Source organism: Microbispora bryophytorum, assembly GCF_006874465.1.
Lineage (GTDB): Bacteria > Actinomycetota > Actinomycetes > Streptosporangiales > Streptosporangiaceae > Microbispora > Microbispora bryophytorum.
In genome coordinates this window covers 216643-234522 of record NZ_VIRL01000002.1, presented here as the reverse complement: position 1 = coordinate 234522, position 17880 = coordinate 216643, and the positions used below count along the sequence as shown (strand labels likewise).

General features: G+C 69.2%; 16 protein-coding genes and 1 tRNA gene. 8 read left to right on the top strand and 9 right to left on the bottom strand.

Translation table 11 applies throughout. From position 1 onward, the window contains the following. Positions 1-18: 18 nt before the first annotated feature. From pta to FLX07_RS05345, 3 genes are all read right to left on the bottom strand, one after another. Complete coding sequence (gene pta, locus FLX07_RS05355) at positions 19-2076, bottom strand: phosphate acetyltransferase (RefSeq protein WP_142568317.1); 2058 nt, start codon at positions 2074-2076, stop codon at positions 19-21. Positions 2077-2294: 218 nt separating this feature from the next. Next, positions 2295-2915 carry a hypothetical protein gene (locus tag FLX07_RS05350; protein WP_223852724.1) on the bottom strand — a complete coding sequence of 207 codons (621 nt, stop codon included), beginning with the start codon at positions 2913-2915 and terminating at the stop codon, positions 2295-2297. A gap of 131 nt (positions 2916-3046) precedes the next feature. Then, complete coding sequence (locus FLX07_RS05345) at positions 3047-5815, bottom strand: cellulose binding domain-containing protein (RefSeq protein WP_142568315.1); 2769 nt, start codon at positions 5813-5815, stop codon at positions 3047-3049. A gap of 202 nt (positions 5816-6017) precedes the next feature. Between FLX07_RS05345 and FLX07_RS05340 the strand changes: the two genes are divergently transcribed. Continuing rightward, the gene (locus FLX07_RS05340) at positions 6018-6845 is read left to right on the top strand and encodes a patatin-like phospholipase family protein (protein ID WP_142568314.1); all 828 of its coding nucleotides are present in this window, start codon (positions 6018-6020) and stop codon (positions 6843-6845) included. Positions 6846-7033: 188 nt separating this feature from the next. On the opposite strand, the gene FLX07_RS05335 is transcribed toward FLX07_RS05340, so the two are convergent. Together FLX07_RS05335 and FLX07_RS05330 are read right to left on the bottom strand one after the other, a co-directional pair. Next, positions 7034-7231: a DUF2795 domain-containing protein gene (locus FLX07_RS05335; RefSeq protein WP_142568313.1), complete on the bottom strand. Its 198-nt coding sequence runs from the start codon at positions 7229-7231 to the stop codon at positions 7034-7036. Positions 7232-7322: 91 nt separating this feature from the next. Next, entirely contained in the window at positions 7323-7961 is a 639-nt protein-coding gene (locus FLX07_RS05330; protein WP_142568312.1) for a LysE family translocator, read from the bottom strand. A gap of 564 nt (positions 7962-8525) precedes the next feature. On the opposite strand from FLX07_RS05330, the gene FLX07_RS05325 reads away from it, so the two are divergent. From FLX07_RS05325 to FLX07_RS05300, 6 genes are all read left to right on the top strand, one after another. Beyond that, positions 8526-9176 carry a CDP-alcohol phosphatidyltransferase family protein gene (locus FLX07_RS05325; RefSeq protein ID WP_142568311.1) on the top strand — a complete coding sequence of 217 codons (651 nt, stop codon included), beginning with the start codon at positions 8526-8528 and terminating at the stop codon, positions 9174-9176. Between the two features lie 72 nt (positions 9177-9248). Then, on the top strand, positions 9249-10328 hold the full coding sequence (sat, locus tag FLX07_RS05320) for a sulfate adenylyltransferase (RefSeq protein ID WP_142568310.1): 1080 nt from the start codon (positions 9249-9251) through the stop codon (positions 10326-10328). Beyond that, positions 10325-11416 (top strand): pyruvate kinase, encoded by a 1092-nt coding sequence (gene pyk, locus FLX07_RS05315; protein ID WP_142568309.1) that lies wholly within the window; start codon positions 10325-10327, stop codon positions 11414-11416. Before sat ends, pyk begins: the two co-directional genes overlap by 4 nt. A gap of 156 nt (positions 11417-11572) precedes the next feature. Beyond that, positions 11573-12910 carry a cation:proton antiporter gene (locus tag FLX07_RS05310; protein ID WP_142568308.1) on the top strand — a complete coding sequence of 446 codons (1338 nt, stop codon included), beginning with the start codon at positions 11573-11575 and terminating at the stop codon, positions 12908-12910. A gap of 105 nt (positions 12911-13015) precedes the next feature. Further along, positions 13016-14689 (top strand): sodium:solute symporter family protein, encoded by a 1674-nt coding sequence (locus tag FLX07_RS05305; RefSeq protein ID WP_229689621.1) that lies wholly within the window; start codon positions 13016-13018, stop codon positions 14687-14689. 9 nt (positions 14690-14698) lie between these two features. After that, positions 14699-14938 (top strand): hypothetical protein, encoded by a 240-nt coding sequence (locus FLX07_RS05300; RefSeq protein WP_142568307.1) that lies wholly within the window; start codon positions 14699-14701, stop codon positions 14936-14938. Positions 14939-14947: 9 nt separating this feature from the next. Here the strand turns inward: FLX07_RS05300 and FLX07_RS05295 are convergent, their stop codons facing one another. Then, positions 14948-15925, bottom strand: coding sequence for a substrate-binding domain-containing protein (locus tag FLX07_RS05295; RefSeq protein WP_142568306.1), 978 nt, complete (start codon positions 15923-15925; stop codon positions 14948-14950). Positions 15926-16203: 278 nt separating this feature from the next. Between FLX07_RS05295 and FLX07_RS05290 the strand changes: the two genes are divergently transcribed. Then, a tRNA-Ile gene (locus FLX07_RS05290) sits at positions 16204-16280 on the top strand. 410 nt (positions 16281-16690) lie between these two features. On the opposite strand, the gene FLX07_RS05280 is transcribed toward FLX07_RS05290, so the two are convergent. Genes FLX07_RS05280 through FLX07_RS05270 form a run of 3 tightly spaced genes read right to left on the bottom strand, consistent with a single transcriptional unit; the run spans position 16691 to position 17855 of the window. Further along, positions 16691-17014: a DUF7701 domain-containing protein gene (locus tag FLX07_RS05280; protein WP_142568305.1), complete on the bottom strand. Its 324-nt coding sequence runs from the start codon at positions 17012-17014 to the stop codon at positions 16691-16693. Next, positions 17011-17517, bottom strand: coding sequence for a RipA family octameric membrane protein (locus FLX07_RS05275; RefSeq protein ID WP_208762089.1), 507 nt, complete (start codon positions 17515-17517; stop codon positions 17011-17013). Before FLX07_RS05275 ends, FLX07_RS05280 begins: the two co-directional genes overlap by 4 nt. After that, entirely contained in the window at positions 17472-17855 is a 384-nt protein-coding gene (locus FLX07_RS05270; protein ID WP_142568304.1) for a TIR domain-containing protein, read from the bottom strand. The genes FLX07_RS05275 and FLX07_RS05270 overlap by 46 nt, the downstream gene beginning before the upstream one ends. Positions 17856-17880: the final 25 nt, after the last annotated feature.

Genomic DNA, 17880 nt, shown 5'->3' with positions numbered 1-17880 from the left:
CTCCCCCCGCGCCTGCGCTCACTGAGCCTCACCGTGCGCCTGCGCCTGGATGGCGGTGATCGCGACGGTGTTGACGATGTCGCCCACGGTCGCGCCGCGGGACAGGTCGTTGACCGGTTTGCGCAGGCCCTGCAGGACCGGCCCGATTGCGACCGCGCCGGCGCTGCGCTGCACGGCCTTGTAGAGGTTGTTGCCCGTGTTGAGGTCGGGCACCACGAACACCGTCGCCCGCCCGGCCACCGCGCTGCCGGGCATCTTGGTGCGCGCCACGCTCGGTTCGGCCGCGGCGTCGTACTGGATCGGGCCCTCGACCGGCAGATCCGGCCGCAGCTCGCGGACCCGCGCGGTGGCCTCGCGCACCTTCTCCACCTCGGGCCCCGCGCCGGACTCGCCGGTCGAGTACGACAGCATGGCCACGCGCGGCTCGACCCCGAACCTGGCGGCCGTGGCGGCCGACGAGATCGCGATGTCGGCGAGCTGGGCGGCCGTGGGGTCGGGGACGACGGCGCAGTCGCCGTACACGAGGACGCGGTCGGCCAGGCACATGAAGAAGACGCTGGACACCACGCCGACGCCCGGCGAGGTCTTGATGATCTCGAACGAGGGCCTGATCGTGTGGGCGGTGGTGTGGGCGGCGCCGGAGACCATGCCGTCGGCCAGCCCGAGGTGGACCATCATCGTGCCGAAGTAGGAGACGTCGGTGACGATGTCGCGGGCCTGCCCGGCCGTCACACCCTTGTGCGCGCGCAGCCGGGCGTACTCCTCGGCGAACAGCTCGCGCAGCTCCGGATCGAACGGGCTGACCACGCGGGCGCCCTCGACGGCCAGGCCCATCGTGGCCGCCGCCAGCCGGATCTCCCGCTCGTCGCCCAGCAGGGTCAGCTCGGCCACGCCCCGGCGCAGCAGGCTGTCGGCGGCGCGCAGGATCCGCGGCTCGGCGCCCTCCGGCAGCACGATGTGCCTGCGGTCGGTGCGGGCACGGTCCAGCAGGTCGTACTCGAACATGAGCGGGGTGATCGCGGCGGCCTTGGTGACCTGCAGATTCCGCAGCAGCGCCCCGGCGTCGACGTGCTCGGCGAAGACCCCGAGCGCCGTGTCGATCTTGCCCTTGGCGTCCGGGCTGAACCGGCCCTCTGCCCTCGACAAGCTGGTCGCGGTCTCGAACGTGCCGCCGTCGGTCGTGATGATCGGCAGCCGGATGTCCATGCCCTTCAGCAGGCGGACGACCGCGTCGGGCAGTTCGAGCCCGCCGTTGAGGATGATCGCCGACAGGGCGGGGAACGTGGGTGCCTTGTGCGCGGACAGCAGTCCCGGCACCAGCGCGGCGGCCCGGTCGGCGGGGACGACGACCGCCAGGCCCTCGGTGAGGCGCTCCAGGATGTTCGGCAGCGACATGGCGCCGATCATCAGCCCGCCCGTCTCCCGGCCGAGCTGGTCGGCGTCGCCCATGAACAGCTCGCCGTCGCAGGCGGCCATCAGGTCGCTCACCGTGGGCGCGGACAGCCGCCGCACCTCCGGCAGGACGTAGGCGGGGACGCGGGCGGCGACCTCGTCCACCAGGCCGGGGGCGACCCGCGTGACGACCGTGGCCAGCTCGGTCGCGTGCCGCTCGGCCAGTTCCTTGCGCGACATCTCGACCGCCGCGGCGATCTCCTCCGGGGTGCGGTCAAGCCCGGTCACCACGTTCATCACCGGCGTGCCCAGGTTGGCGGCGAGCTCGGCGTTGAACACGAACTCGGTGGGCGCGCCCACGTCGGTGTAGTCGGTGCCGATCACCACGACCGCGTCGCACCGCCCGGCGAGTGCCCGGTAGCGGGCGAGGATCTCCCCGGCCGCGCGCTCCTCGTCGGCGTGCACCTCCTCGTAGGTGGCGCCCGTGCACATGGCGTAGGGCAGGCCGATCCCGAAGCGGCTGCGCACGGTGTTGACCAGGCTGTCCTCGCGGCCGGACCGGACGACCGGCCGGAACACACCCACCGCGCCCACCTGGCGGGTCAGCAGCTCGATCATGCCCAGGGCGATCGTGCCCTTGTTGCTCCTCGCGTCGCCGGCCGCGACGTAAACCCCGATCGCCATCGCGCAGTCACCCCTGTCCAGGCGCGGCCCGACGGCCCGCCCCAGAAAGGCTACGCGAAAGGCCCTTCGGGCATACCAGTCGGCCGTCACATCCGTAGGCCCTTTTCCCACCAGTCGTGTGCTCCCGCGGGCCCGGCGGGAGGTCCGCCGCGATCCGGCGGTGAGAACGCCTGCGGTCCCCTGCCTGGCGGACGAGCGCCTTCGCGGTGAGGCGGGCGTCAACCTCGGCGGCCGGCGGCCGGCGAGTCGAGTTCGTCCGCTCGCCGGAGGTCCTTCGGACGGCCTATGGCGCGACGCATCCGGATGAGGTCCTCCCGGCGGACGTAGTGAACCTCCAGGCCACCCGGGGCGGTCGCGGTGATCGCCCTGTCGAGGATCTCCCGGACGCGAAGGGCGCCCCACGGGAGCGCCGGGGTGCAGCAGTCGCCGCCGGCTGCGGGTGAGGTGAACTGCACTTTGGGGCGGAGCAAGGCCTCCGGATGAGTCGCCATGGGAGTGCCCGTTTCGTCGGCGAGCTGAGCGTCGACGGAGATGAGGGCGGCCGCCAGGGCCGGGGCGTGGGCGGGCGTGCCGTCCCAGAGCAGATCCAGATCGCCGGTCAGTTCGGTGGATCCGTGCATGATGCCGGCGACCTGCCCGATCACCACGGCTCGGGCGCCGTTGCGATGAAGGGCTTCGAGCAGCGGAAACGGATCGAACCCGAGGGCGCCGTCCGTGCCGATCGTGCCGACGTCGTCGTCGGCGTCCTCGTGGCCCAGGCCGGTGCCCGCCCGGCTCAGAGCGAGCTCACGGGTGCGCCGGGCGGCGGCGCGCAGTCGTTCCAGCGGTTCGTCGATCATCCGCTCCATGCAACACCCGGTGGCGCTCGGCGCGCACGCGATTTTCCCCCAGTGCCGTGGCGTGGACGCCGGACGGGCCGTGCGGATGTGCCGCCGGGGCGGCTCATCCGTACGGCCGTTGTGGTGTTATCTCACGAGGCGGTGCAGGTCACCGGCGACGGGACGGCGTTGGTCCCGTTCCAGCTCGCCTGGAACCCGAACGTGGTGGACGCCCCAGAGCCGACCGAGCCGTTGTAGCTCACGTTCGTGACCGTGACGTTCGCCCCGGACTGGCTGACCGTGCCGTTCCAGAACTGGCTGACCGTCTGGCCGTTGGCGAAGGCCCACTTGACGTTCCAGCCGCTGATCGAGGCGCTGCCGGTGTTCTTCACCGTGACCTCGCCCTGGAAGCCGCCCGGCCACTGGTTGACCACGGTGTACGTCGCCGAGCACCCCTTGCCGCCCGACGGGCTCGCCGACGGCGACGGGCTCGGGGACGGGCTGGGCGAGCGCGACGGGCTGGCCGACGGACTGGGCGACGGGCTCCGGGACGGCGACGCCGACGGGCTCGGCGACGGGCTCGGGGACGGCGACTTCGACGGGGACGCCGAGGGCGAAGCGGACGGCGACGGCGACGGGGAGGACCCGCCGTCGCGGTCGCCGTAGATGACGCCCCGGCCGTTGGTGCCGAGGTAGACCCGGCCGTAGATCCGCGGGTCGCCGGTCAGGGCCTCGCCCATGTTGCCGTACTGGTGCTGGTCGTCGTTGATGCGCACCCAGCTCGCGCCGGTGTCGTCGGACCGGAACAGGCCCTGCACGCCGTCCACGGTGCCGGCCAGGTAGAGGGCCTGGTACGTCTTGCCGGGCGCCGCCTTGCCGAAGCCGATGTTGATCGAGCTGCCGACGTTCGACAGCTTGGTGAACGAGGCGCCCGAGTTGGTGGAGTGCCACAGGCCGCCCTCGCCGGCCAGCCAGACGTCGCCCTCCTTGCCCGGCAGCGCCTTGAAGTGCACGCCGGTCGTGGGCAGCCCGGTCGCCGCCGTGGCGCCGAAGCTCGCGCCGCCGTTGGTGCTCACGTAGAACTTGCCGCCGGAGAAGGCGTAGAACTTCTGCGCGTTCACCCGGTCGGACTCGACGATCGCGTTGGCCGGAACACCGGTGGAGGCGCTCCAGCTGTTGCCGAAGCCGACGGAGTAGACGACCTGGATGCCGGGGTCGGCGGGCGACCAGACGAAGCGGCTGCCGTCGGCCGCCGCGGCGACCGTGCCGCCGTTGTTGATCCCGCCCGGCTCGGTGCCCTGGAACCAGTTGGCCCCGCCGTCGGTGGAGAAGGCCACGTGGCTGTCGTTCGGCCGGTCGGAGTCGGTGAAGTTACCGGCCCGCACCATCACGCTCGGGTTGGTCTCGGCGTAGTCGAGCGAGGTCGTGGAGGTGAAGACGGGCTGGGTGAACATCATGGACGGCACGGCGTCGAGGTTGGTGTGCCGGAAGCCGCCGATGTCGCCCAGGGCGCTGACCAGCGGGGCGCCGCTCGGCGGGCTGATCAGGTCGAGGACGGCGGTCTCCTCCAGGCCCTTCACCATCGGCTTGATCGTGAACTGGCCGCCCGAGTCCCACTTCGTGAGGTCGGTGGTGCCGTAGATCGTCGCGCCGGTGCCGTACATCATCCGGTCGGAGTTGAACGGGTCGATCTCCACCGACTCGTTCATCCAGCCGAGCTTGGGGGTGACCTCGGGCGGCTGGGGGTTCGTGCCGAAGGTCAGCCACGGAGCGGCGGAGATGTCCATCTTGTAGCGGAAGCTGCGGTCCGGGTAGGACGTCCAGTCCCAGATGCGGGTCCAGGTCGCGCCGCTGTCGGTGCTCCTGAAGAAGATCGCGTCGGGCCACCAGGAGACCTGGGTGGCGACCATGATCGTGCCGGGGTGCTGGCGGTCGATGGTCAGGCCGCTGTAGCCGAAGTAGTCGTCGCCGCTGCTGGACGGGATCGGGCTGATCTGGGTCCAGGCGCCGGTGGCGGTGGCGTAGCGCCACACGTCGCCCTTGGCGCCGTCGTACGGGCCGCCGGTGTCGCTGGTGGCAATGTAGAGGTAGCCGCTGGCCGTGTCGATCACGCCCTTGTGGGCGATGTAGCCGGTGGGCTGCCCGGACACCCGCTCCCAGGAGGTGCCGCCGTTGGTCGTGCGGTAGACGGTGTTGGCCTTGTCGGCCACGCCCACGTAGACGGTCTGGGTGGCGTTGCCCGACGTGCCGGTCCGCTTGTCGAAGGTCACCCAGACGACGCCCTGGTTGTCACCGTTGTACGCGTCCCCGGGGCTGGCGACGTAGTTGCCGGCGTTGGGGAAGTTGGTCACCTTCGACCAGGTGGCGCCGGAGTCGGTGCTCCGCCACAGGCCGTTGCCGCTGGGCGCGCCGAAGTAGAGGATGCTGTTCTTGTTCGGGTCCACCGCGAGGCGCTCGCCCATGCCGCGGCCGGGCATGTTGCCGCCCAGCTTGAACGGCAGGGGGCTCACCTGCCAGGTGTCGCCCTTGTTCGACGAGCGCAGGATTGCGCCGTTGTTGGGGTCCCAGCTGTTGGTGTACATGCCGACGGCGGCGTACACCTTGTTGGCGTCCACCGGGTCGGGGGCGATGCCGACGACGCCGTTGTAGCCCCAGTTGGACTGCCCGACCCAGTCGAGCAGCGGCGTCCAGGCCTGGGACGACTGGTTCCAGCGGTACGCGCCGCCGATGTCGGTGCGCGCGTAGATCAGGTCCTTCTGGGCCGGACTGAAGACGATCCCGGGGACGAAGCCGCCTCCGAGGATCTGCACGTTCTTGAACGTGTAGGAGTCGGCGGCGACGGCCGACACCGGGGACATTCTGATCACGGCCGTGACCAGCGCCACGGCGGCGACCACGAGCAGGGCTGCGAATCTTCGCATGGACGGTTTCCCTCCGAGCACGGACAACCGGCCATGCACGACCAGGCGGGGACCCTGACCGTCCTTCTCCTACGTGCATGGAAATCTGAAGGGAAGGTTCACACATCGGCGGAAGCGCCGTCAATAGTTTGGCGTCCAGACTAATTGGAACCGGTTTCACTAATGGCCCGAGCACACACTCCCGTGGAACATAATTCTGGTTATGACTACTGCTCTCGTGCTCGGCGGCGGAGGAGTCGCCGGCATCGCCTGGGAGGCGGGGATCGTCACCGGCCTGCGCCGCCTCGGCGTCGACCTGGGGACGGCGGACCGGATCATCGGCACCTCGGCCGGCTCGGTCGTCGGCACACTCGTGGCCACCGGCGCCGACCTGGAGGAGGCGATCGCCCACCAGGCCGTGGTGGACACCGGCCCGCCTCCGGCCGTCGACCACATGGACGAGGTGATGCAGGCGTTCGCCATCATGTTCGACCCGACCCTCGATCCGCTGGAGGCCAGGCGCAGGGTCGGGCAGATGGCCCTGGCGGCCAGGGTCGACCACTACGCCGATCGGCTCGCGGCGGTCGGCGAGAGGCTGCCGGTCAAGGAGTGGCCCGAGCGCGAGCTGCTGATCACCAGCGTGGACGCGGCCACCGGCGAGTTCGTCGTATGGGACCGGGCCTCCGGCGCGCCGCTGGTGCTCGCCGTCGCGTCGAGCTGCGCCGTGCCGATGGTCTTCCCGCCCGTGGAGATCAACGGCCGCAGGTACGTGGACGGCGGCGTCCGCTCCGCGACCAACGCCGACCTCGCGGAGGGCGCCCGCGCGCTCGTGGTGCTCGAACCGCTCGGCACCCTGACCCCCCGGGCCGTCCTCGACGCCGAAATGGCGAAGGCGGGCGCGCCCACGTCGTACGTCGTCCACCCGGACACGGCGTCGGTCGCGGTGTTCGGCCAGAACGTCCTCGACCCGGCCCTGTGGGGACCGGCCTTCGCGGCCGGGATCGACCAGGCCGCCGCCCTCGCCGAGCCGATCGCCGCCGTCTGGTCCTGACCCCCGGGCCTGCCCGCCGCACCCGCCCGTACGACGGGCGGCGTCACACCGGCGGCGTCACAGGAGCGGCATCACACGACGCGTCCCGCCGGCGGCGTCACACGGCTGGCGTCACACCGGCGGCCGGCGCGGGAACGCTCCCGCGCCGGCCGCCCGGCGCCGGGACCGGTATCTCACCGGGCCCTCTCCTACCGGGTCTCGGCGACCGCCTTGCTGACCGCGTTGGGGCCGTCGTACTGCTGGTCGGGGATGCGATCGAGCGCGTCGATGACGTCGTCGTCCGCCCCCTGGTCACGGGCCGTGCGGATCAGGTCCGACTTGCCGGCCGGATAGTCCACGCCCTTCAGGTGCTTCTGCATCTGGATCGGGTTCGGTGCGTCGGCCATGACATGCCCCCCTTCGTCGGTGTTCGTCCTGTTCTCCCTCGCGTACCCCGCCTCTCCCGCACCACACGGGAACGGCGCGGCGCGGGGCCGGTCAGGCGTTGGCGGTCTGCTGCGTGACGATGTGGACGGCGAGCCCGGCCAGCACCGTGCCCATCAGATAACGCTGCACCCTCAGCCAGGCCGGGCGCTTGTTGAGGAAGGCGGCGACGGCGCCGGCGGTGATGACGATGGCGCCGTTGACGGTCAGGGCGATGACGATCTGGGTGAGCCCGAGCAGCAGGCTCTGCTCGGCGACATGACCGCGCGCGGGGTCGACGAACTGCGGCAGCAGGGACACATAGAGGATCGCGAGCTTGGGATTGAGCAGGCAGGTGAGCAGCCCCATGGTGAACAGCTTGCGTGGCGGATCGGGCGGCAGCGGCCGGGGCGTGAAGGCCGACTCGCCCCCCGGCTTGAGCGCGTTCCAGGCGAGCCAGAGGAGATAGGCCGCACCCGCCAGCTTGATCGCCAGGTAGAGCGGCGGCACGACGGTGAAGACCGCGATGAGTCCCGCGGTGACCGCGGTGAGGTAGACCAGGAAACCGGCCCCGATGCCCGCCAGGGAGTACAGCCCGGCCCTGCGGCCCTGGAGGATCGACCGTGAGACCAGATAGATCATGTTGGGGCCCGGCGAGAGGACGAGACCGAGGGCGATGGCCGCGATCCCGAGGACCGCGCTCAAGCTGATCATTGATTGGCCTTTCCCTGTCCGATTCGGTGCGACGGTTTTCTTGGCCCGCGAATAGCGTGGCCGCCCGGCCGTTTCGAGCGTACGTCTTTCCGCCGGGAAATCCCCACCAGGGCGGGCACCCGCCCTCGCCGGTTCGGGCACACCCGATAATGGCGATCCTGGACGACCCTTGTCGCACATCTCGATTGGTGAGACGAATTTCCATCGTGATCGCCTACCGAAACCGGAACATCACCCTCCGCCAAGAACATCGATCCTCTCCCGCCGAGACCGTCAAACTCCCTCTTGACTCACGGTGAACCAACGGTAAACATTGCCTCCGGAGAGAGGGGATCTCCTTTCGGCGGGATCGGGGAATTTTAGGGGGCAACTCGTGCTCGAAATACGAGTCCTGTCATGGGAACCGCACGCGGCGGCGCGGCCGTGGCGAGCCGCGTCGATTCCGGGAAACCGTTCACGGCCGGGCACGGGCGCGGCGAACGACATCGGATCGCGGCGTGAACAGGCCGCAGGCTCGGGAACGCGGGGCGAACCGGCCATGCGCCCGGAAACGCCGGTCGTCCTGTGACCGCGCCGAAACAGGCGGCGAGCGGGACCTCGCCGACGGACAGCGACGCTGCTCCGGCGATTCTGTACTACATCCGCGACCCGGCCAACATCTGCACCGTCATCGGGCTGTCCCTCGCCGTCGTCGCGCTCTACCTGCTGCTTCACGAGCGGATTCACTGGGCGACGGTGGCGCTGCTGGCCGCGGTCGCCTGCGACCTCCTCGACGGTCAGATCGCCCGCAGGACGCCGGGGCGCACGCCCGACCACGGGCGGATCGGGGTGCAACTCGACTCACTCGTCGACATCGTGACCTCGGCCGTCGTTCCCGGGATGCTGCTGCTGGTCATGGGCGGCCGTCAGGCGGTGTTCCTGCCCGGGGCGATCCTGATCGCCGTCGCGGGCGTGCTCAGGCTCAGCTACTTCAACGTCCACAGCGCGGGCGGCGACCACTTCCGGGGGCTGCCCGTCTATTACAACCCACTCGCCGTGGCCGGCGCCGTGCTTCTGGCGCGATGGCTGGGCGTATACACGGTGTACGCCACCATTATCGCGCTCGTCGTCCTGAACCTCTCCTCACTGCGCGTGCCGAAGCAGCGGGGAATCGGGCTGTGGTGCCTGTTCGCGGCCACGTTCGCACTCATGGCCGCACTGATCGCGACCAATTGACGTATTCGTGCCCGCCCCTGAGCGGGGCACGTTTTCAGCATGCCGGAAACGGCACCATCGGGGAGGATGTGAATGACCGCGCTCGCACTCGGACGACGTCAGTATCTGGATTTGGAGAAACTCGCACTGGGCGCCTTTTCACCGGTGACCGGATTCATGGACCGGCGCGAGTGGAAAAGTGTCGTGGAGACCATGCGGCTGCCGGACGGTGAGCTGTTTCCGCTCCCGATCGCTCTGGACGTGGACTCCGCCCTGGCACGGCAGGTGGAGGGGACGGCGCGGGTGACGCTGACCTACCGGGGCGCGCGTGTGGCCGAGGTGGCCGTGAGCGACGTCTTCCGGCGGGATCTGCGGGCCGACGCCCGTGAGATCTTCGGAACGGACCGCCCGGACCATGCCGGGGTGAAAGCCTTCCTCGGCCTGCCGGGCTTCTTCATCGGCGGCCGGGTCGTCGACTTCGAGCGCGCCCCGGCCGAGGACGGCCTCGCGGAGCTGACGCCCGCCGAGAGCCGGCGCGTGTTCGCCGAGAACGGATGGGAGACGGTCGCCGGGTTCCAGACCCGCAACCCGCCCCACCGTGCGCACGAATATCTGCAACGCGTCGCCCTTGAGCACGTGGACGGGCTCCTCGTCCAGCCGCTCGTGGGACGCAAGAAGCCTGGTGATTTCGCGCCCGACGCGGTGCTGCGGGGTTATCGGGCCCTGCTCGACCACGTCTATCCGAAGGACCGCGTCCTGCTGTCGCCCATCACGGTCTCCATGTGGTACGCCGGTCCCCGGGAGGCGGTCTTCCACGCCGTCATCCGGCGCAACTACGGCTGCACGCACTTCATCGTCGGCCGCGACCACGCCGGCGTGGGCGACTGGTACGGCAAGTACGCCGCCCACGAGCTGACCAGGCGGTTCGACGGCGAGCTGGGCATCCGGATCATGCGGCTGCACGGCCCGTATCACTGCGAGATCTGCGACGGGATCGTGACGGAACGGACCTGCCGCCACGGCGGCACGGCCGCGACGACGGAGATCAGCGGGACCTGGATGAGGCGGATGCTGCAGTCCGAGACCATGCCCCCCAGCCACGTCATGCGGCGGGAAGTGGTGGCCGCCGTGCGCGGCGCCGGGCAGTTGTTCATCGAGGAGGAGAGCGCATGAGCCGTACCCGCGTCATCGCCACCATCGGGCCGGCGACGAGGTCCGCGGAAACGCTCGCGCGCCTGGCCCGAGCCGGGATGAACCTGGTGCGGCTCAACGCCTCGCACAACACCCTGGACTGGCACCGGGACACGATCGCACTGGTCCGTCGGGTGCTCCCCGCGACACCGATCCTCCTCGACGTGCCCGGGCGGAAGATCCGCACCGCGAACCTCGCGTCGGAGCCCGTGTTCGGCGTCGGAGACACGATCATCCTCACCACGCAGACCGGTGACGACGGCGGCCGGAAGGTGCCGATCAGCTCACGCCGGCTGCACCTGGACGTGTCCGCGGGCGACACGCTGCTGGCCGACGACGGCAAGTTGCGGTTCACCGTCGTCGACGTCAGGGGCCCCGACCTGCACTGCCGGGCCGAGGTGGCGGGCCGGCTGCGCAGCAGGAAGGGCATCAACGCCCCCGGCGTGGACCTCGGCGGCGAACTGGTCGGCGAACGCGACCGTGAGATGCTCGCCTTCGCCCGCGAGACCGGCGTCGACCTGGTGGGGATCAGCTTCGTCGAGTCGGCCGGGCATGTCGGGCTGGTCAGGAAGGAGCTGTCCGGCGGCCACGCCGGCATCGTCGCCAAGATCGAGACTCCCCGAGCCGTACGCAACCTGGAGGAGATCATCGACAGCGCTGACGCGATCATGATCGATCGCGGCGACCTGTCGATCGAGACGGACGTCAAGCAGATCGGGTTGCTGCAGAAGGAGATCCTGGCCCGGTCGGCGGAGTTCGACAAGCCCGTCATCGTCGCGACTGAGATGCTGGACAGCATGATCGAAAGGCCGTATCCGACGAAGGCCGAGATCCTCGACATCACCAACGCCGTCCTCGCCGGCGCGGCCGGCGTCATGCTCTCCGGTGAGACCGCGGTGGGAGCCCATCCGGTCGAGTCGGTCAGGACGATGAAACAGGTCGCCTCGGCCGCGGAGGAGTACCTGCGGAAGGCCGAGGCCTCCGACGACGCCGGACCGGCGCCCGCGCACGTCCTGACCGTCCGGCTCGCGGGCGGCTCCGCCGCCGATCCCGCCGGGCGGCAGCGGTGACGCCGCACGGGTGATTGGCACGGGTGATCGGCACGGGTGATCGCACGACCCGATCCGCCGCTGGTCCGGCGTCGGCTGACGCCGGACCGTCCTCCCCTCTTTCCGGCACGGCTCCTCGGTACGGCTATTCATCGGACACGAAAGAGGCCTCCGACCGTGACACTGAAGACCGCTGACGTCATGCACGTCCTGCTGGCTCTGACGATCCTCGTCCTCGCGGCGCACGCCGGCGCCGAGCTCTTCAGACGCCTACGCCAGCCGCCCGTGATCGGCGAGATAGCGGGCGGCCTTCTCCTGGGGCCGACCGTGCTCGGCTATCTCCTCCCCGGGGCCGGGCAGTGGGTGTTCCCGGCGGAGGGGCCGACCACGTCCGTGATGGGCGCGTTCTACCATCTCGGGCTGTTCCTCCTCGTCTACCTCATCGGCTTCGAGCTGGGCGGCACCAGGGCCGGGGCGGAGCGGCGGACCGTCATCTGGATCACGGTGGCCGGGCTGGCGGTGCCGTTCGCCTCGGGACTGCTCATCGCCCGGTCGGCGGACATGACCGCGCTCGCCGGCCCACTGGGCTCCCCCGCCACGCTGAGCCTGGTCTTCGGGACGGCCATCGCGGTGACGAGCATCCCGGTCATCTCCCGGATCATGCTCGACATCGGCATCATGCGGACGCGTTTCGCGCGGGTCGTGCTCTCCGTGGCCGTTCTCGAGGACGTCGTGCTGTACGTCATCCTCTCCCTGATCCTGGCGATGGCGCAGATCAGGGCGAGCGAGGCGTACGGGCTGTGGGCGCTGACCGGAGTCGACTCGGCGGCGCTCACGATCGCGTACTACATCCTGGCCTCGCTCGTCTTCCTGGGATTCCTCCTGTGGCTGGGCCCGCGGATCCTGGACCGCCTTTCCGCCAGCCGGCTGAACATCATCGAGACGCGCAGCCCGGTGGCGTTCCTCATCGCCGTCATCTTCCTGCTCTGCGTGCTGTGCGTGGGGCTGGGGATCGACCCCGTCTTCGGGGCGCTGATGGTCGGATTCAGCGTCGGGCGGCTCCCGACGGAGCGCACGGCGGCGGCGCACAAGACCATCAAGGGCATCTCGCTGGCCTTCTTCGTGCCGGTGTACTTCGCGATCGTCGGTCTCAAGCTGGATCTGATCCACAACTTCCCCCTGGCGTTCTTCGCCTGGTTCTTCGCCGTCGCCTGTGTGGTCAAGTGGGGCAGCGTGTGGGTCGGCGCCCGGCTGGCCGGGGAGGACCGCAGCTCGGCCACGAACCTCGCGACGGCGATGAACGCGAGGGGCGGCCCCGGCATCGTGCTCGCGTCGACCACGTTCAGCGCGGGCGTGATCAACGAGGCGTTCTTCACCGCGCTGGTCGTCTTGTCGATCATCACCTCGCAGCTCGCCGGGGTGTGGCTGACGGCGATGGTCTCCCGCGGGCACTTCCGGTCGGTCCCCGACGTCGCCCGGGACCACGGCGCGAAGGTGACGGCGGGCGCCGAGTGACGCCGATGGCCGACCCTGACCTGCGCTTACCTGCACTTTTGTCACGATTGGGTATACAGGGGCCGCCTTTGTGAGACGGGGAGACGCGCGGGTAGCTGGCATTGCGTGCCTGATGCCCAATTGCTGGCCGCACAGGATCTGCGGCTCGATGTCAACGTTCTGGACTACGCGATCCTCGCCCTGTACTTCCTCGTGGTCCTGGGAATCGGCTTCGCCGCGAAACGGGCCGTACGGACGAGTCTGGACTTCTTCCTCTCGGGCCGCGCGCTTCCCGCCTGGATCACCGGCCTGGCCTTCATGTCCGCCAACCTGGGCGCGACCGAGGTCCTCGGTATGGCGGCGAACGGCGCGCAGTACGGCGCGATGACCCTGCACTACTACTGGATCGGCGCGGTCCCCGCCATGGTGTTCCTCGGCGTCGTGATGATGCCGTTCTACTACCGGTCCAAGGTGCACAGCGTCCCGGAGTTCATGCGCCGCCGCTTCAACGGGGCGACCCAGCTGCTCAACGCCGGGACCTTCGCCGTGGCGCAGATCCTCATCGCCGGGATCAACCTGTACGCGCTGGCGCTCATCATGGACGCCATGCTCGGCTGGCCGCTGTGGCTGTCCGTCCTCGTGTCGGCCGCGATCGTGCTGGCGTACATCACGCTCGGTGGCCTGTCCTCGGCGATCTACAACGAGGTCATGCAGTTCTTCGTGATCGTCGCCGGGCTCGTGCCTGTGGTGATCATCGGCCTGACCCGGGTCGGCGGCTTCTCCGGCCTCGGCGAGAAGGTCAAGCAGAGCGTGCTCGGCGAGGGCGGGCTGCACACCTGGGCGCACACCGCCGGCACCGACAACCCGCTCAACGCCAACTGGATCGGCCTGGTCTTCGGCCTCGGCTTCGTGCTGTCCTTCGGCTACTGGACCACGAACTTCGCCGAGGTGCAGCGCGCGCTGTCGGCGCGCAACACCACCGCCGCCCGGCTGACCCCGATCGTCGCGGCCTACCCGAAGCTCGTGATCCCGGTCGTCACCGTCATCCCCGGTCTCATCGCGGTCGTGCTGTTCGGCAACCTCGGCAAGGACGGCGGGCCGACGTACAACGAGGCGATCCCGCTGCTCATGAACGAGTTCCTGCCCAACGGCGTGCTCGGCGTCGCGGTGACCGGCCTGCTCGCGTCGTTCATGGCCGGCATGGCCGCCAACATCAGCGGGTTCAACACGGTCTTCACCCAGGACATCTGGAAGGCGCACATCAACGGCGACCACCCCGACGAGTGGTACGTGCGGCTCGGCCGCATCGCCACCGTCGTCGGCGTCCTCGCCGGAATAGGCACGGCGTTCATCGCCGCCGGGTTCGGCAACATCATGAACTACCTGCAGTCGCTGTTCTCGTTCTTCAACGCCCCGCTTTTCGCGACGTTCATCATCGGCCTGTTCTGGCGCCGGATGACCGCCTGGGCGGGTTTCTGGGGCCTGCTGAGCGGCACCGTGTGCGCCTTCGCCTCGTACATCCTCTATAAGGCGGGCGTGGTCGACTTCGGCACCGAGCTGAACGCGAGCTTCTGGGGCGCCGGCATCGCCTTCGTGGTCGACGCGATCGTCTCCGTCGTGGTCACGCTCGCCACCACCCCCAAGCCGGACAGCGAGCTGCGCGGGCTCGTCTACGGCCTGAGCGACGCGTCCGTCTCCGACGACGCGCTGGCAGGCGACGCCGCCTGGTATCGCTCCCCCCTTGTCCTCGGCGCGGGCGCGGTTGTCCTCGCCGCCGCGTTCTACCTGCCCTTCCTGTAGGAGGTTTGCATGGCCGCCCCGCAACGGCTCTTCGACATCCGCCGCGTGATCGGTGGTCTGTTCCTGGCGTACGGACTGATCCTCACGGTCACCGGGCTGTTCGACGGCGCCCAGGAGATCCAGAAGGCGGAGGGCATCCGCATCAACCTGTGGGCGGGCATCGCGATGCTCGTCGTCGGCGGCGCGTTCCTGCTCTGGGAGCGCCTGCGCCCGTCCGACGCCCCCTCCCCCTCCGACGAACAGGAGTGAACCGGCGCGTCAGTGTGATCCTGTGCCCTGTCCGCGTGCGGCCCCGGGGGCGGGTGCCCCGGGAGGGGTGCCCTTCGTGACCACGGCGGGCGGAACCAGCACCGCCGGGATCGAAACCGTCGTCCCGTTGGACACGATGGCCGTGCCGTACACGGTCCTGCCGCCCGCGACCTCGACCGCCAGCCTGGCGGCGGCCGACGCCTCGGCCGCGACATCGGTGCGGACCGTGGCGGTCTGCGTGCCGGCCCTGACCCGCCCCAGCGCCGCGGGCCGCCCGCCATGCCCGATCAGCGGCACTCCGGCCATCCCGGCCCTCGCCAGCTCGGCCGCGACGGCCTCCGCCACCGCGTCGCTCGCGCAGCACACGCCCCCCACCTTCGAGGCCCCGCCGAGTGCGGCGACGGCCGCCGCCACCTCACGGGCCGCCTCGTCGGGCCGCGTCAGGTCCCGTTCCCAGCCGATCGTCACGCGGCCGTCGAGCACGGCGTGCAGGCCTCGCTTCACCGTCGCGGCGTACGGATCCGTGGCGGGGCCGTTCAGGAGCAGCACCGGCCCCGCGACCTTCATGGCGCCGAGCAGGGCCAGTGCCTGCTCCCGCCCGACGCGCGCCGGGTCCGTCGCCACGTAGGCGTCCACCGGCCCGTTCGCCAGCCGGTCGTACGCGACGACCTTGGCCCCGGACAGTTTGGCCCTGGCCACCCAAGGGGCGGCGGCCCCGGGATCCACCGCACCCAGCACCAGCACCCGCACGCCGTCGGCCAGCATCCGGCCGATCTGCCGCCCCTGCCTGGCCTGATCGCCCGCGGCGTCGGCGTACTGGACGTGGCAGCGCGGGCAGAGGGACGTCAGGGCCCGCGTGAACAGAGGCCGGTCGGGTCCCTCGCCAGGGAGCAGCAGGCCGACGGTGAAGCCCTCCCGCGCGTCGCCGACCGCTCCGAGTTCCGCTCCCGGCTGCCGCCCACCCTGCCCACAGGATGGAAGGGACATCAGGAGAAGCACGCAGACGCCCGTCAGTCGTCTCCCCACAGGGCACCCCCGATTCGTTGCGTAGCCACGTTTCGCAGAGCCGTCTTGTGGAGCGAGTCGCCTCAACAGTCACATACCCGGACATAAGCCCCACAACTCTTCTCGTGGCAGCCACGCCCCAGTGCGTGACGATCACGACAGGGCGATTGGGCCGGGATTACGCCCAGGGCCGAAGGTCGCCGCTCACCTCCGCGCACAGATCCCCTCGCCCGCTAAGTTGTGAGAGACTCCACCATTGCGGGGCGGTAGCTCAGCCGGTCAGAGCATCGGACTCATAATCCGTGGGTCGTGGGTTCAAGTCCCACCCGCCCTACCACGTTTGATCAGGGAAACCCTGCCTGAGCTGCGGTTCCTCCATTGATCATGATTACCGGGCGTGCACCCGCAGGCCACCGAGAGCCGCCGTCTGTCGCCACTCACGGCATATACGCCGGATGGCCTTGGTCGCGTTTCCCCAGTTCGCGTCGCGGTTTCCGGTGCCTCTGCGGGATGGGACCCGTCGTTGGGAACGCCGAAGGGTCCCGGAGTGACCCGAGACCCTGCGAGAGGCTGTAGGCGTTCACGAGACGAGGGCGGCCTCTATCCGCTGATTGGCGATCTCACGCTGTCCGTCGATGCACTTGGCGTAGACCCGAAGCATGACGTCAATGCCGTGACCGGCCCGATCCGCCGCCTCCTGCGGGTAGACCACCCCGCGGTGAGCCTGCGAAGGGCGTATCTCTTAGATCATGTATCAGTTGATCCAGCGGATCGGGAGGTGGGGTTGTTCAACTGGGCGGCAGTCCGGTGGATCGCACGAAGGTAAGGAAGATCCTCGTCCTGCACCATCGGCGCTAGTTCACTGAAAGGGACGAGAGCAGCGTGCACAGGATTCACCGTCTGCATCCAGGCCGCCCAGGCGTCATGAACGTCCTCCAAGGTCGTTGCTTGCCCCTTGACTTTGACGAGGACAGCGTAAAGAAGGAAAAGCAAGTTGGCACCGGCAGGCGGTCGAGCTTCGGCAGGAAGGTTATCCCTGATGCGGCGAGCGATCTCGTCCAGATAGGTCATCCGAGAAGCCTTCCCAGGAAGAGCAGGATGTGCAACGCCATGAATACAAACGGGACCCCGCGTTCACTCAAACCCAGTTCAGCGTACCGAGCACGCCAGGACCGCACTGGGTCCCGCTTAAGGGCAGCCCATTCATCCGAAAAAATCCGTACCGGAAGCTGCTGCTCGATCTTATTAATAACCTCGAACTTGGCCCGATTGAGATCGCGGTAACTCTTTAGCTGGAGCCACCAGGTGGCAGACAGGCCGATACCAGCGAGAGTGACAGCCGTTGACGCCCACAGAGACTTGGTGACGGCGGGGTTAGCCAGTCCCAGCACTGCAACAAAAGCGGTCTGCACGGACAGGAAAAATGAATTTGAGGTGCCCCTGCGGGCAGATACGCGGTCGGCCATCTCCACGGCCATCTTGTAGAGGTCGATGACTTCCGGAGAGGGGATGGGCTCGGGAGCTCGGCTCACCGGGCACCGCCGATCAGCAGCTTCAGATTCTCCCAGGTCCATTTGTACATCTTGTCGCTCATCTTTGCCGTCGTCGGCTTGAAGCAGGCCTTGTTCGTGTATCCCATGAGCAAGAAGTACTCGATCGCCTCCTCCTGCGCGATCTTGAGTTCAATGGCGACGCCTTCGGCGGTGTGGGTGTGTTCGCCACAAATGACCACTACTACGTCGCAAGCCCGGATACGCTGGCGGGCCTTCGCTCTCCAGTCCGACGAAGGCTCCTTGATCGACCAATCGTGCACCTCGAAAGGTGAACCAGAGTTTCTCGCCTGCCCAATCAGAAAATCCTTGAGCGTCTTGTCGAAGTCGTAGTCAAAGCTGACGAACACGCGCTTAGCCATCAGTTCCCTGGCCCTTCATCTGAGA

Excerpts from the sequence above, each read along its gene's own strand:
- FLX07_RS05330 (WP_142568312.1), bottom strand. The coding sequence starts at position 7,961 with ATGATCAGCTTGAGCGCGGTCCTCGGGATCGCGGCCATCGCCCTCGGT.
- FLX07_RS05270 (WP_142568304.1), bottom strand. The coding sequence starts at position 17,855 with ATGGCTAAGCGCGTGTTCGTCAGCTTTGACTACGACTTCGACAAGACG.
- sat (WP_142568310.1), top strand. The coding sequence starts at position 9,249 with ATGACCGCGCTCGCACTCGGACGACGTCAGTATCTGGATTTGGAGAAA.
- FLX07_RS05340 (WP_142568314.1), top strand. The coding sequence starts at position 6,018 with ATGACTACTGCTCTCGTGCTCGGCGGCGGAGGAGTCGCCGGCATCGCC.
- FLX07_RS05295 (WP_142568306.1), bottom strand. The coding sequence starts at position 15,925 with ATGTCCCTTCCATCCTGTGGGCAGGGTGGGCGGCAGCCGGGAGCGGAA.
- FLX07_RS05335 (WP_142568313.1), bottom strand. The coding sequence starts at position 7,231 with ATGGCCGACGCACCGAACCCGATCCAGATGCAGAAGCACCTGAAGGGC.
- FLX07_RS05300 (WP_142568307.1), top strand. The coding sequence starts at position 14,699 with ATGGCCGCCCCGCAACGGCTCTTCGACATCCGCCGCGTGATCGGTGGT.
- FLX07_RS05345 (WP_142568315.1), bottom strand. The coding sequence starts at position 5,815 with ATGCGAAGATTCGCAGCCCTGCTCGTGGTCGCCGCCGTGGCGCTGGTC.
- pyk (WP_142568309.1), top strand. The coding sequence starts at position 10,325 with ATGAGCCGTACCCGCGTCATCGCCACCATCGGGCCGGCGACGAGGTCC.
- FLX07_RS05280 (WP_142568305.1), bottom strand. The coding sequence starts at position 17,014 with ATGACCTATCTGGACGAGATCGCTCGCCGCATCAGGGATAACCTTCCT.
- pta (WP_142568317.1), bottom strand. The coding sequence starts at position 2,076 with ATGGCGATCGGGGTTTACGTCGCGGCCGGCGACGCGAGGAGCAACAAG.
- FLX07_RS05275 (WP_208762089.1), bottom strand. The coding sequence starts at position 17,517 with ATGGACCTGGGAGAATCTGAAGCTGCTGATCGGCGGTGCCCGGTGAGC.
- FLX07_RS05350 (WP_223852724.1), bottom strand. The coding sequence starts at position 2,915 with ATGATCGACGAACCGCTGGAACGACTGCGCGCCGCCGCCCGGCGCACC.